This is a genomic window from Chitinophaga pinensis DSM 2588 (assembly GCF_000024005.1).
Classification (GTDB): domain Bacteria; phylum Bacteroidota; class Bacteroidia; order Chitinophagales; family Chitinophagaceae; genus Chitinophaga; species Chitinophaga pinensis.
Map to the genome: position 1 here is coordinate 1,204,961 of NC_013132.1, position 14,308 is coordinate 1,219,268.

14 protein-coding genes are annotated in these 14,308 nt (G+C 44.4%); 6 read left to right on the plus strand and 8 right to left on the minus strand.

Features of this window, described 5'->3' with window-relative positions; genetic code table 11:
* Positions 1 to 6: 6 nt before the first annotated feature.
* Positions 7 to 537 (minus strand): ExbD/TolR family protein, encoded by a 531-nt coding sequence (locus CPIN_RS04950; protein ID WP_012788677.1) that lies wholly within the window; start codon positions 535 to 537, stop codon positions 7 to 9.
* A gap of 296 nt (positions 538 to 833) precedes the next feature.
* Positions 834 to 2,273, minus strand: a complete 1,440-nt coding sequence (gene asnS / locus CPIN_RS04955) for an asparagine--tRNA ligase (protein WP_012788678.1) — start codon at positions 2,271 to 2,273, stop codon at positions 834 to 836.
* A gap of 484 nt (positions 2,274 to 2,757) precedes the next feature.
* On the opposite strand from asnS, the gene rho reads away from it, so the two are divergent.
* A complete protein-coding gene (rho, locus tag CPIN_RS04965; protein WP_044217905.1) occupies positions 2,758 to 4,485 on the plus strand; it encodes a transcription termination factor Rho in 1,728 nt (575 codons plus the stop codon).
* A 41-nt stretch (positions 4,486 to 4,526) separates the two neighbouring features.
* Here the strand turns inward: rho and CPIN_RS04970 are convergent, their stop codons facing one another.
* The 6 genes from CPIN_RS04970 to trmB form a co-directional block, all read right to left on the minus strand.
* The gene (locus CPIN_RS04970) at positions 4,527 to 5,282 is read right to left on the minus strand and encodes a LytR/AlgR family response regulator transcription factor (protein ID WP_012788680.1); all 756 of its coding nucleotides are present in this window, start codon (positions 5,280 to 5,282) and stop codon (positions 4,527 to 4,529) included.
* Between the two features lie 24 nt (positions 5,283 to 5,306).
* Positions 5,307 to 7,388 (minus strand): histidine kinase, encoded by a 2,082-nt coding sequence (locus CPIN_RS04975; RefSeq protein ID WP_083781066.1) that lies wholly within the window; start codon positions 7,386 to 7,388, stop codon positions 5,307 to 5,309.
* Positions 7,389 to 7,405: 17 nt separating this feature from the next.
* Positions 7,406 to 7,636 (minus strand): 4a-hydroxytetrahydrobiopterin dehydratase, encoded by a 231-nt coding sequence (locus CPIN_RS04980; RefSeq protein ID WP_012788682.1) that lies wholly within the window; start codon positions 7,634 to 7,636, stop codon positions 7,406 to 7,408.
* 75 nt (positions 7,637 to 7,711) lie between these two features.
* Positions 7,712 to 8,155: an IPExxxVDY family protein gene (locus CPIN_RS04985; RefSeq protein ID WP_012788683.1), complete on the minus strand. Its 444-nt coding sequence runs from the start codon at positions 8,153 to 8,155 to the stop codon at positions 7,712 to 7,714.
* A gap of 195 nt (positions 8,156 to 8,350) precedes the next feature.
* Complete coding sequence (locus tag CPIN_RS04990; protein ID WP_012788684.1) at positions 8,351 to 8,551, minus strand: C1orf53 family protein; 201 nt, start codon at positions 8,549 to 8,551, stop codon at positions 8,351 to 8,353.
* Complete coding sequence (gene trmB / locus CPIN_RS04995; protein ID WP_245552084.1) at positions 8,523 to 9,326, minus strand: tRNA (guanosine(46)-N7)-methyltransferase TrmB; 804 nt, start codon at positions 9,324 to 9,326, stop codon at positions 8,523 to 8,525. Before trmB ends, CPIN_RS04990 begins: the two co-directional genes overlap by 29 nt.
* Positions 9,327 to 9,711: 385 nt before the next feature.
* Between trmB and CPIN_RS05000 the strand changes: the two genes are divergently transcribed.
* From CPIN_RS05000 to gmk, 5 genes are all read left to right on the plus strand, one after another.
* The gene (locus CPIN_RS05000) at positions 9,712 to 10,179 is read left to right on the plus strand and encodes an Lrp/AsnC ligand binding domain-containing protein (protein WP_012788686.1); all 468 of its coding nucleotides are present in this window, start codon (positions 9,712 to 9,714) and stop codon (positions 10,177 to 10,179) included.
* 91 nt (positions 10,180 to 10,270) lie between these two features.
* Positions 10,271 to 11,197: a tryptophan 2,3-dioxygenase family protein gene (locus CPIN_RS05005; RefSeq protein ID WP_012788687.1), complete on the plus strand. Its 927-nt coding sequence runs from the start codon at positions 10,271 to 10,273 to the stop codon at positions 11,195 to 11,197.
* A gap of 379 nt (positions 11,198 to 11,576) precedes the next feature.
* Positions 11,577 to 12,302, plus strand: a complete 726-nt coding sequence (locus tag CPIN_RS05010; RefSeq protein ID WP_012788688.1) for a DUF4290 domain-containing protein — start codon at positions 11,577 to 11,579, stop codon at positions 12,300 to 12,302.
* A complete protein-coding gene (murA, locus tag CPIN_RS05015; RefSeq protein WP_012788689.1) occupies positions 12,299 to 13,612 on the plus strand; it encodes a UDP-N-acetylglucosamine 1-carboxyvinyltransferase in 1,314 nt (437 codons plus the stop codon). The genes CPIN_RS05010 and murA overlap by 4 nt, the downstream gene beginning before the upstream one ends.
* 128 nt (positions 13,613 to 13,740) lie before the next feature.
* Positions 13,741 to 14,307, plus strand: a complete 567-nt coding sequence (gene gmk, locus CPIN_RS05020) for a guanylate kinase (RefSeq protein WP_012788690.1) — start codon at positions 13,741 to 13,743, stop codon at positions 14,305 to 14,307.
* The last annotated feature ends 1 nt before the right edge of the window (position 14,308 follow it).

Here is a 14,308-nt window from a genome sequence, read left to right on the forward strand (position 1 = left end):
GATAACTCATTTTAAGAAAGCTTCGTCTTCCGCCGTGATGTCAACAACTGCATACCTGGCTACGTGGTTAATGAGCATTTCATCCATGATATCCACTACATTCTTATAGCTGGCATCTTTATCTGCTTTGATCAGCACCATCAGGTCATCTTTTTTATGCATGTCCATAACGCGGTCGCGCTTATCGATGATGACGTCGCGTATACCATGGTTGTTGGCATAAGAAGACTGTTTTACTACAGGCGGATGTGCAGGGTCATTACCAATACCTTCATAGTAACTGACTTTGTTATTGGCGCCCAGTAAGATGGTGAGCGACTTACTGTCAGCCAGTACGGACGGATGTTCTTTGTCTTCAGCAGGCATGATCAGATCAGTTGTTCTGTGCTTCAGCATCGTTGTGGTGAGCATGAAAAAGGTAATGAGCAAAAAGCCCAGGTCTACCATGGGTGTCATATCAACACGTGTACTGTTTTTCTTTGATCGGGTGCCTTTTTTACGGCCACGTTCTGAGCCGCCGGTGTTTATTTCAGCCATTGCATAAGGATTTGGTGGTAAGGAAATTTGGAAGCGCGCCTTCAGGGATATAGATGCGGGAGGGAAGGGATTCCATAAAATTAAATTAGGAATTAAGAATTAGGAATTATGTGGGACGAGGCGGAATAGGGGTGAATAAGCTTTTAATTAAAAAGGAATGAAGATAATTAATTAAAAAGGGCGCTTCATTTAAATGAAGCGCCCTGCTATAAGACTTAAAAAAAAGGCTGTTTGTAATTAGTAACTAGGTCTGAATACTCCAATTGCTAATTCTTAATTCCTAGTTCCTAATTGAATTAGAATTCCGCGCTCTTCGGCGTTCTTGGGAAAGGAATCACGTCTCTGATGTTACCCATACCGGATGCAAACAGCACCAGTCTTTCGAAACCAAGACCGAAACCTGCGTGTGGTGCGGATCCGAAGCGGCGTGTATCCAGGTACCAGCTCATTTCTTCTACCGGCAGGTGCATTTCTTCCATGCGGGTTACCAGTTTATCGTAGTTTTCTTCACGTTGTGAACCACCTACGATTTCGCCGATACCAGGGAACAGGATATCCATTGCTCTTACTGTTTTGCCATCTTCGTTCTGTTTCATGTAAAACGCTTTGATAGCTTTCGGGTAATCGGTAAGGATCACTGGTTTCTTGAAGTGTTTTTCTACCAGGTAGCGTTCGTGCTCACTCTGGAGGTCAGCACCCCATTCTTCGATCAGGTAATTGAACTTTTTGGTTTTGTTTGGCTTGCTGTTTTTGAGGATGTCGATCGCTTCAGTGTAAGTGATACGTACAAACTCGTTGTTCAGCACGAATTCCAGTTTTTCGATAAGGCCCATCTCGCTGCGTTCCTGCTGAGGCTTTTGTTTTTCTTCCTCCAGGAGGCGTTGCGCCAGGAATTCCAGGTCTTCCCTGTTATTTTCCAGTGCGTAGCTCAGTACATACTTGATGAAAGCTTCTGCCAGGTTCATGTTTTCTTCCAGATCATAGAAGGCCATTTCAGGCTCGATCATCCAGAATTCAGCCAGGTGGCGGGCTGTGTTGGAATTTTCTGCACGGAAGGTAGGACCAAAAGTGTAGATATCACCAAACGCCATTGCGCCAAGCTCGCCTTCCAGCTGACCGGATACAGTCAGGTTGGTAGCGCGGCCGAAGAAATCTTCTTTATAGTTGATCTCACCACTTTCTGTCAGCGGCGGATTTTTAAGATCGAAGGATGTTACATGGAACATTTCACCAGCGCCTTCTGCGTCAGAAGCAGTGATGATCGGCGTATGCAGGTATACAAAGCCTTTTTCGTTAAAGAATTTGTGTACGGCAAATGCCAGGGCGTGGCGCAGACGGAAGATGGCTCCGAAGGTATTGGTACGGAAACGCAGGTGTGCAATTTCACGCAGATATTCCAGGCTGGGGCGGTTTTTCAGCTGAAGCGGGTATTTTTCCGGATCGCAATCGCCCAGTATTTCCAGTTCAATTGCTTTTATTTCTACACGCTGGCCTTTACCCATAGAAGGGATCACCTGACCGGACACGCTGATAGCAGCCCCTGTGGTAAGGCGTTTCAGCAGTTCTGGGGTAACGGATTCCTGGTCTATTACTACCTGGATGTTATTATTGGTTGAGCCATCGTTCAGTGCTATAAACTGATTGTTACGGAAAGACCGTATCCAACCCTTTACCACTACATTGTAGTCTGTTTTTTCGTCTAGCAGTATCTGCTTGACTTTTACTCTTTGGCTCATATGAATATATATTTTAGGATTGCAAATTTAAGAGATATGGACCATACTGCATAGGGTATAAGGGAGCTTCCGGGGCAGGAACCAAATAAAATGTTAAATTAATTCTGAAGCCCTGACCGGCTGTTTGGCAGGAATGTTGATGGATATTCAGGGGCCAAAACCACAGAGGGGCTATGGGACGGGGTTTTCAAGGGGGAAAGACCGCACGGACGCTTGTCTGGCTGCTGTTGTAAGAGGTTGGAAGAGTGCTTTTTTTTTGGATAATAGCGAAACTTGTTTTAATCTTGCGTTACAAACCTGCCTGATAAAGTTCTAAATTTCCATATTTCCATCTTCGTCGGCAGTCCTAAACTCAACATTCCCTATCAGATTTAATAACCAGATTAAATTTATTGGACTCAAAAAACAATTATTTGTAATTGGTGTATGTTGGTATGTAGTGGTACCCACCTCACAACACTTTTAAATTTGACAACACACGATGATGTACGACATCTTACAATTGAACGACATGCTCGTTCCTGAGCTGCTTGACATTGCAGAGAAACTCGATGTGCCAAACGCCAAAAAACTGAGCAAACAGGATCTTATCTACAAAATACTCGATAAGCAGGCAGTAATGGCCTCTGAAGGTAACCCGGCAAATGGTGAAGAAAAGAAAACACGTAAACGTAAGACTAAAAAGGAAGAAGAAGCTGAAGAAGCACCTGTAGCAGAGACCACAGCTGCAGACGAAAAACCAAAACGTGGCAGAAAACCAGCTGCCAACGGCCTTAAATCAAAAGAAACAGAATTTGAAGAACCTAAGGCGCAGGACACCAAACCAAAGAAAAAGAACTTCGATATAGACTTAGATATCCCCTCTCTTACTTTCGATGACGATGATGATGTAATCATCCCGCAATTCACTGAAGATATTGAAGAAGAGGAAGAAGAGGAAGATGTAATTACCACTCTGCCCAATGCTCAGGAAGCAGAAGAGGAAGAGGAAGAAGACGACGAAGACGAGGATGATTTTGTAATGCCGGAGGAGCCGGTACTGGCGCAGAAACAGCGCATTCCTTCAAACAAGAAAGAACCTGCTTTTAATATAGAATTCGACGGTATAATTATCAGTGAAGGTGTATTGGAAATGATGCCTGATGGTTATGGTTTCCTCCGCTCTTCTGATTATAACTACCTCAGTTCACCAGATGATATTTATGTTTCTCCTTCACAGATCAAATTGTTCGGACTGAAAACCGGCGATACCGTGAAAGGTTCCGTGCGTCCTCCGAAGGAAGGTGAGAAATATTTCGCACTGCTGAAAGTAGAAACAATTAATGGTAAGTCTCCTGAAGAAGTACGTGACCGCGTACCTTTCGATTATCTGACACCATTATTCCCATTCGAAAAATTACGTCTTACTACTACTTCCAATAACTACTCTACCCGTATCATGGACCTCTTTACCCCAATCGGTAAAGGTCAGCGTGGATTGATCGTAGCACAGCCAAAGGTTGGTAAAACCATGTTGCTGAAAGAAGTAGCTAATGCAATCGCGACAAACCATCCTGAAGTATACCTGATGGTCGTACTGATCGATGAACGTCCGGAAGAGGTAACTGATATGGAACGTAGCGTGAAAGCGGAAGTCATTGCGTCTACTTTTGACGAACCAGCTGAGAAACACGTAAAAGTATCTGCTATCGCTTTACAAAAAGCAAAACGCCTGGTAGAATGTGGTCATGACGTAGTAATCCTCCTGGATTCCATTACCCGTCTGGCACGTGCGCACAACACAGTTGCTCCTGCTTCTGGTAAAGTATTGAGTGGTGGTGTGGAAGCAAACGCTATGCAGAAACCAAAACAATTCTTTGGTGCTGCCCGTAAGATTGAGAATGGCGGTTCACTGACCATCCTTGCTACTGCATTGATCGATACAGGTTCTAAAATGGACGAGGTAATCTTTGAAGAATTCAAAGGTACCGGTAACATGGAATTACAACTTGACCGTAAACTGGCCAACAGACGTATCTTCCCTGCGATCGACGTATCTGCATCTTCTACCCGCCGTGATGACCTGCTGCTGGAAAAAGATATCCTGAAACGTATACACATTCTGCGTAATCACCTTGCAGATATGAATACAGAGGAATCCATGCACTTTATGCTGCAACACATGAGGGGAACCAAGAACAACGAAGAGTTCCTGATCTCCATGAATGGATAAAAAATTAAAGGTCCTGTCTCAGACGGGACCTTTTTTTATTGTTATCTGTATTGTTTCCAGTGACTGACCAGATCTTTTCTCCTTCTGTCTGCGACTTCCAGTTTTACCCCATTCTTCAGCAAGGCCCTGCTGCCATCCCCTTCAATATTATTGATCTGAGATAACTGCACCATCTGATGATTGTTGATCTGATAAAAGCGTAAAGTGCTGAACAGGTCTGTATAATAGCGGAATGAACGATCTGCCTGTATTTGCTGTTGGTCCGACAGATGTATGGTTGTCTTTTCTGCGGATGCTTCCAGGTAGGTGATTTTATTGAGTCCGATGATCATGTCTTCATGTTGCGTCACCGGGATGACCATATCCATATTGATATTACGGCCATTATTAAAGTTTTCAAGCAATACTTTATAACGGGAAGTGCTGGCATTAGCATGTATGCGGTCGGCGATCTTACTGACTGCATTCATCAGGCTTTCCCGGTCAATCGGTTTGAGGATAATTTCTACTTCGCTGAATCGGATGGTATGCAGGAATTTCTTTTCAAAAGCGGTTACAAAAACGGCTTCAAAAGGAGGGGCGTCCTGTGTGCCTAATAATACGTCAAATCCGGTACCATCGGGCATTTCAAGATCAAGGAATACTAGCTGTGGCTGATGTTGCTGAATCGTAGCGATGCCGTCTGCACAGTCAGACGCTGTAGCGGCTACCTGTACTTCCGGGCAGTATTTTTCCAGCATCAGTGATATGATATCACGGCTGTTGCGTTCATCATCTATTATAACGGCCTTTATCATAGTATTCCAATAAGCTTGTATGGCCTAAAGTTGGGGGATCAGTATCCTTACAATAGTACCACTTTCTGTGTTATTATTTTCCGATTTGTCAATGATATCGATATGTATACCTGTATTGTACATCTTATTCAGGAGTTCGGCACGGTTGAAGCTGATTTCCATACCGGAAGACTGATGATGTTTCGGTAGGGTACGCAAAGTTTTGGAGCGGATAATACCGATGCCATTGTCTTCTACCAGGCATTCCAGCATATCCGGGGCGATTTGATTAAACTGTATCAGCAATTTGCCGATAGGGTAGCTGGTATTGGTCATGCCGTATTTCACTGCGTTTTCTACATAAGGTTGTAATAGCATGGCGGGTACCTCTGATTCTGATGTGGCAATAGCAGGATCGACATAAATCTCATATTCCATCTTATGCTCAAACCGCATTTTCTCTAACCCAAGATAAGTATTCAGGTATGCAATTTCATCGGACAATGAAATAAAATTGCGACGTGAGAAATCCAGTGTTTTACGGATCAGGTAGGAGAAGTCAGATAGATATTTCTGTGCATATTCAAAGTCCCGCTGCATAACGAACAGCTGAATAGAATTCAGGCAATTGAAGATGAAGTGCGGATTGATCTGTGCACGGATTGCTTTGAGTTCTATTTCTGTCAGTTTCTTATCGTACTCTGTTTCCAGGTGTATTTTCCGTTGTTCTTCCAGTTCCTGTTTTTTACGCAGGATCTCTGTGGTCTGTTCTTTTACGAGTTCTTCCAGCTGTTCATTCAGTTTACGTTGCAGTTCTTTATTCTTATTCAGCTGTTTTATCAGTAATTCCTGTGTACGTGTTCTTTCATGGTGTACCAGTTTATTGCGGTAACTGAGTCCGGCGAGGAAGAACATAGATTGCAGCAATACGCCTGCTACAATAAGGAGGGATGGTGCGGAAATCTCTCCGAGTGCATTGATAAGTCCCAATGGTCTGATCAGCATGAGGAATGAACCGAAGCTGGCCATGTAGAAACAGAGTGATCCGAAGAGGAAAAAGCGTACCAGCGGGTGATGACGCGAGCGTCTGGCCAGTGCGATGAATACGATCAGGAAAGGGAGCAGGGTAGAGATATAGACATAACTATAAATCATCACCGGCACCTGGTATTGTTCCAGTGCAATGCAGTAAAAGCAGATAATGATGATACCTCCGATGATAGCGGCTACTGAAGTAAATAGTTTCTCCATGAAAGGGTATCTCTCCTGGAGGTTCAGGAAAGTATTGCCAAAGGCGAGATACATCAGGTAGAAGCAGAATAACAGTGCCGGGATATCCCAGTAATATTTCAGCATGGGCCATCGGTAGAATACGGATAGCTGGTAGGGCTGACTTTCCAGGCGGAGGGTAAAAAACACGATTAGTCCAAGCATGTAGGCTGCAAAGTACATGTAGGATTTATCGGGTAGTTGTATGTAATTGATGACGGCGATTGCCAGGCATACCAGTAGCATACCGAGTAATACATGTATCAGGATGGTTTCTTTGCGGTAGTATTCAAACTGACCGTTGCGAAATTGTCCGTATTGCAGGTCATTGAATAAGGTGGGCATCAGCCCGTTTTCGTTATAGTATTTGTTGTTGATATGCAGGAAGTAGGTATGCGTGCTGCCGGGAGGGACGGTGACGTTAAAACCGTAGTGTTCCCATCTTTGTACACCTGCGCGGTCCCGCATCAGACCGGTATGCATGAGCAGGTGCATTTTGTGGTTGGCGCTGTCCTGGATGTACCAGCTCATATCATCATGCCAGCCGGCAAAGAGAGTGAGTGTGGAATCCTGGGTACCTGTGTTTCTTACATGGAGTTTCAGCCAACAATTATTTCCTTTTCCAATATGTTTTTTTTCTACATGGAACAGGTGATAGTTGTGGTTAAATGATGCTGATGAAATCTGTTGTGGTGTTAAAGATCCTCCTTTATCTACCAGGGACAGGAGATACGGCCGCAGGTCAACAGCAGCAGGCAGATGATCAAAATCTGCCACCAGTGTATCTAGTGCGGGTATGCCAGCCTTGGTAACAATGGAGCAACAAAACAACAGGAAAAGTAAAGAAATACGAATCACTGTGTGTCAATAAAAATTTACAACAACCCATCGATGGCTTTCGCCAGCTTATGGTCTTTATCGGTGATCACATCTCCCGCGTCATGTGTATTCAGGTATATTTCTACCTTGTTATAAACATTTGTCCAGTTGGGGTGATGGTCCATTTTTTCAGCAATAAGGGCCACTTTTGTCATAAATGCGAATGCTTCTTTGAAGTCTTTGAATTCGAAGGACCTATATAGTTGGTTCTTTTTTTCTTCCCACATAACAAAAGGATTTTAACATGAAACAATGCCTTGTTCACGGGTGTAATTCGGTGAAGGAAACCGGTTTCTGGCCGGTTAGAAGATGAGGTTCATCTTATTCTTAATCTCTCTAATATCCAATAAAGATACTAATTGTACAAGCTCTACGTGGCGTAACTGGTCGATTAATTTTTTGATGTCATTTAACTGATAGTAGTCTCCTTTGACCATCCAGAGGTAGTCTACATTTTTCAGTTCGGGCAGCAGATATTCTGCCTGACAGTGATTATTATAGAAATAGTGTACAGAAGACTTTATTGGCTCCTCAAACTCAAAAACGCTGAAATAGAACGCTCTGTTGTTTTTGGAGAGGTTAATTTCCAGGGAATTATTTATCCGGAAATCGAGGTGCATGTGCTTATTAATCTGCCAGCAGAGTTGATAGTCGCGTGCGGCGGATACGATTCCGATGACATGGGTGGATTCAAAGAAATCCTCCAGCAATTGATCATGATCCAGCTTTAGCTTAAGTACCGACATATGACAATTGGTATTATCGTTTTCAGTCTGACTATTTGGTTGCTCTATGCTTTCTTCCTGATACCCAAAGTACATCTTTCAAGTTTAAATCGTCGTCGTTAAATCCTTCCTGTCTAATCATCCTGCATGTCCATCCTTTGGGGAGGACCGGCTGAAGCCGGTAGGTAATGGGACTGTAGGTAGTAGAAAGATACGTTACTTTTCTTTGTCTCTGTTCAGCCTGTTGGTAAGCAGGGTGGTCCGCCGGGGTTCGGGTACTTTATCGTACCCGTAGGGACAGTGTTTACAGCCGTTCCCGCAGCAGTACCCTCTTTCCAGGTGATAATGTTCAGTGAATACCATGTATCCCTGTTCATTATAGTAGAAGTCAATCGTCTCCTTCAGTGGCTTCTGCATGAGAAGGCAGTTTTATCTCACGCCAGTCGAGCGGGGCTTCGGGTAGTCTGAATTTCAGGTACCTGATGGTGCGGCCGTCTTCCAGGTGCATTCCTTCATAATAAGTACGGATTTGCAGCAGGGGAGGTACTTCGGTCATGGCATAGATGTCCGGAATATCTTCTATTAAGATACAGCCTGCGGCTTCAATCACTTCTTTTGTGAAGATATATAATTCAGGAGAGTCTGTTTTAAGATTAATTGTTCCGTCTTTTGCCAGCAGCGGCTGGTACAGCTGAAGGAATTTTGGGTGTGTCAGCCGCTTTTTCTGTTTGGAGTTGCGGAGGAATGGGTCCGGGAAGGTGATCCATATTTCTGCAATTTCTCCAGGTGCGAAATAGTTGGCCAGTTTATCGATCTGTGTGCGGAGGAAGCCGGCGTTGGGCAGGGGTTCTTCCATAGCGGTTTTAGCGCCACGCCAGATGCGGTTTCCTTTGAGGTCTACGCCCAGGAAGTTTTTTTCCGGGTAGCGACGGGCGAGGCCCAATGTATAATCGCCTTTACCACAGGCGAGTTCCAGCGTAAGCGGATGATCGTTTTTAAAGAATGTATGCCAGTTGCCGGGCATTCCTTCCGGGTATATTAAAACATTCGGAAAGGTCTCAATTTCTGCGAAGCGTTGTAGTTTCTTTTGTCCCATCGCTGCAAAAATAGTGTTTTTCCCGGCGGAGTATGCAGCCGGGTGGCTGAAAGGAGAGTTGAGCACTGTAATAAAGCAAAAAAGCCTGCTCCACATAGGGAAGCAGGCTTTTAAATAGCTGTAGGGGAAGGAGTCGAACCTCCACGAGGCAGTTAGCCGCAGCACAAATAAGATTAGTGGTCAACCCATTATGCTGTGTTTATCCTGTGATCCCCACCCCCGAGACAAGAGGGCATGTCTGCCAGTTTCATCACCCCACAATTTAAAGAACTAGTTATTCAAAATTTTGCGGTATTTTTTCAAATCTGTTCAGTTTTTGATACTGTCTGTTTGTAGAAAACCGTCGTTTGATGAACTATTATGATGCAAATCTAAAGACATAACCGTTTTCTTGCAAATTTTTTAAGAAAAATTTTTGAATTTTCGAAATTTTTCAAATATTTGCATATAGGTTTAATACATTCCAAAACAAATTGTAAAAATGAGCCACAATTTGAATATTGACAAACTAGATTTGCAGATCATCAGTGAAATGATGCATAATGCAGAAATCTCCTACGCTGACCTCGGGAAGAAGCTTTTCGTTTCCGGTGGCACGATCCACGTTAGAATGAAGAAATTGCAAGAACTGGGTATCGTTAAAGGTACAAAATTGCATGTAGATTTAAAAATGATAGGCTATGACGTGATTGCCTTTATCGGTATCTATCTTGAAAAGAGTTCCATGTATGACACTGTGGCTAAAGAATTGCGCAAGATCCCCGAGATGGTAAGACTGAACTATACGACGGGTAGTTACAGTATGTTTGCAGAGATCATCTGTAAGGATATTACTCAATTAAGGAGGATATTGCATGACGAGTTGCAGAAGATAAAGGGGATAGAGCGGACTGAGACGCTGATATCGCTGGAGGAAAGTTTTTACCGCACCATTAATGTTGTGGAATAAGGGAGCAATCCCGGCGCCCTTCCCGTCAGCTTATATGTAAATATATATGCATGAGCGGCCGGGAAGGGGTCTTTAATTTACTTATTATATCATGGTTACAACTGAAATCGCTGACAAAATCAAGCGGCTGGAAGAGAAGTATGCCGCAATGGGCCAGGATCTTTCATCTTATCTTGACGGGCTCCTTTATGCCGACTACCTTACCTATTGGGATTACATCCAACTGGATGTATTATTAAATCTGCAGCATCCCCGGACCCCGATACCGGATGAGAACATTTTTATTATCTATCACCAGATCACGGAGCTTTATTTCAAACTGACCTTACAGGCTATCGAGCAGGTATGTCAGGCGCCGGAACTGACAGCGGATCTGTTTAAAACGCAGCTGAAGCGTATCAATAACTATTTCCGGAACCTGATCAATTCCTTTGAGATCATGGTGGATGGTATGGATAAGCAGCAATTCCTGCAGTTCAGGATGGCTTTGTTACCGGCCAGCGGATTTCAGAGTGGCCAGTTCCGTAAGATAGAGATCTGCTCTACCGGACTGGTAAACCTGGTATATGAGCAGCAGCGGGAAGGCCTGAAAGGGAAGGAGTTGTCAGAAATACTGGATAATATCTACTGGCGTAGCGGCGCTACCGAACTGGCTACGGGCAAGAAAACGCTGACCCTTCGCCAGTTTGAGCAGAAGTATATGCGCGATTTCCTGTTCGTGGCAGAGCGTTATCAGCAAAACAATATGCAGTTGCGCTACAAACAGCTGCCAAAGGAAGTACAGGAAGAGGTGATGCCCCTGCTAAAGGAGTACGACCTGAACATTAATGTGAGATGGCCGCTGATGCACTATAAATCCGCCGTACGTTATCTGAACCGTAAACCGGAGGATATCGCGGCTACCGGAGGCACCAACTGGCAGCAATATCTGCCTCCGCGTCATAAGCGTATCGTATTCTTCCCCGAGATCTGGACGGAAGAAGAGCTGGAAAACTGGGGAAAACTAGCATTTGAATAAATAGAAGTGACTGTCCCGGCCCCGGTCGGGACAGTCACTTTATTCCTACGGGCATCTGTTTCCTGTTAACCTCCAGGGCCTTATTACCCCAGTCTTCAGTGGTCCACCTTTTTCTTTGAAAAATCAGCCCCTTGCAGTATTACGAAATTGTGCCATGAATGTTTCAGGGAAACTGTTTTGCGACGAATTTAACTATTGATATAATTGAACTATTTTTCATAAGTTTGCAAGGAACGGTAGCTTTCACATTAAAAGTCATTCCGTCCTGGATACGATGACCAGGTACAAAGATGTTCTCCAATCAGCTTTTGTTGCTTTGTGAATGCGCAAGCAGATCTTACCTTTCAAAATTTACACAGATATTATTTTAAGTAGCGATATGGAATACAATACAACCCGTAACCATTTGATAATGAAGGAGTACGGACGCAATATCCAAAAGATGATAGAGTATGTACTCAGCATCGAGGATAATGAGCACCGTCAACGTAATGCGATGTCACTGATAGAGCTGATGGGTACGCTGAATCCTCACCTGCGTAATGTGGAGGACTTCAGACATAAGCTATGGGACCATTTGTTTCTGATATCCGACTTTAAACTGGATGTGGAATCTCCATATCCCATTCCAACCAGAGAGACACTGAGAGCAAGACCGGAGCCGCTGGGTTATCCCAAAAAATATCCCCGTAACCGCCATTTTGGTAAAAACCTGGAAATGGTGATCGATAAAGCGATCAACGAGGATAATCCTGAAAAGAAAGAAGGCTTTACGCAATGTATAGGCAACTACATGAAACTGGCTTATAGCAACTGGCATAAGGAAAGTGTTCATGATGATGCTATCAAGGCTGAGCTGAATGGTATCACTGATGGCCGCCTGGAATTCCAGACGGGTCATTCACCAGCGCCGACTGCCGCTTCAATGGCCAACGCGCCTAATTACAATACGAATGCTGAATTCCAGCCACGTCCATCCAACAATGGCGGTGGCAGCGGTGGCAGCAAACGTAACAAGAACTTCCAGCAAAAGTTCAAGAGCAACAATCAGAAGAATAACAATAAGCACAATAACAACAAATACAATAAAAACAGGAACAAGTGAGTAGTGCTTTCGAAGTAAGAGGCGGCAACCGTCTTAAAGGGGAAATTGTGCCCCAGGGTGCCAAGAACGAAGCTTTACAGATTATCAGCGCTGTCCTGTTGACAGCTGATAAAGTTACTATCAGTAATATCCCGGATATCCTCGATGTAAATCTGCTTATAGAGCTGCTCGGGGATATGGGTGTGAAGACCAACAGAATCAGCCGTGATACCTGTGAGTTTCAGGCTGACCAGATCAATCTTCCTTATCTGGAGAGTGCAGAATTCAAAAAAAAATCCGGACGTCTCAGAGGTTCTGTTATGATAGCAGGTCCTTTGCTGGCACGCTTTGGTAAGGCGTATATTCCTAAACCGGGCGGTGACAAGATTGGTCGTCGCAGGCTGGATACGCATATCATCGGTTTTGAGAAACTGGGTGTGCAGTTCGTATATGATAATGACGATAACTATTTCCGTCTGGAAGCGGGAGACGGTGGTCTGAAAGGCGCTTACATGCTGCTGGATGAACCATCTGTGACCGGCACTGCCAATATCGTGATGGCGGCAGTAATGGCCAACGGAACAACGACGATCTATAACGCGGCATGTGAACCTTACCTGCAGCAGTTGTGCAAAATGCTGAACAGCATGGGTGCCAACATCAACGGTATCGGATCCAACCTGCTGACCATTCAGGGTGTTTCTTCCCTGAAAGGTTGCAGTCATGCGATGCTGCCGGATATGATCGAGATAGGTTCCTTCATCGGACTGGCGGCAATGACGCAGTCTGAGATCACTATCAAGAATGCCGGTGTACAGCATCTGGGTATTATCCCGGAAAAGTTCCGTCAGTTAGGTATCAACCTGGAGATCAGGGATAATGATATCTATATTCCTGCGCAGGATAGTTATGAAATCCAGACTTTCCTGGATGGTTCCATCCTGACGATCTCGGATCATCCATGGCCAGGATTTACGCCTGACCTGCTGAGCATTGTGCTGGTAGTAGCCACACAGGCGAAAGGTAGCGTGATGATACATCAGAAGATGTTTGAGAGCAGATTGTTCTTTGTAGACAAACTGATCGACATGGGCGCACAGATCGTATTGTGTGATCCGCACCGTGCAGTAGTGATTGGTCTGGGCAGACAACATGCGCTGAGAGGCATTACCATGTCATCTCCGGATATACGTGCGGGTGTTTCCCTGCTGATCGCGGCATTAAGCGCGGAAGGCAAGAGTACTATTCAGAACATCGAACAGATCGATCGCGGTTATCAGTACATCGACGAGCGATTGAGAAAACTCGGTGCAGACATCAAGAGAATTTAAAGTATTATAAGGTATACTACAGGCTGCAAGAGATTGGCGCGAACGATCATATTCTAATATGGTAAATGCCCGCACCAATTACTTGCAGCCTGTGATTTATAGCGGAACCAGGATAATCAGATCAGAACATGAGCAATAAGATTATTATTATAACTGCTCCCTCCGGAGCAGGTAAAACCACCATCGTAAAAAAGCTGTTGTCAGAATTGCCACAGCTGTCTTTTTCTATTTCAGCCACAACGCGTACTGCCCGGGAGAATGAAGTGCATGGAAGGGATTATTACTTCCTGTCGCTGGATGATTTTCACCAGAAAATTGATGACAACGCGTTTGCAGAATATGAGATGGTGTATGCCGGTAAATATTATGGTACCCTGAAAACAGAGTTACAGCGTATATGGGATAAGGAGAAAGTGCCAATGGTGGATATTGATGTGAAGGGGGCTCTTTCCATCAAAGAAAAATATCACACGGGTGTACTGACTATTTTTATCGCACCGCCTACACTGGATACCTTACGGGTACGACTGAGTGAACGTGGCACGGAAACGCAGGCTTCCCTGGAAGAAAGACTGGGAAAAGCCCGTTACGAGCTGTCTTTCTCTCATGAATTTGACGAAATAGTAGTGAATGACGATCTGGAAACGGCTTATACAGCGGTTAAAAAGCTGGTAACCGGATTCCTCGGACAGTAAA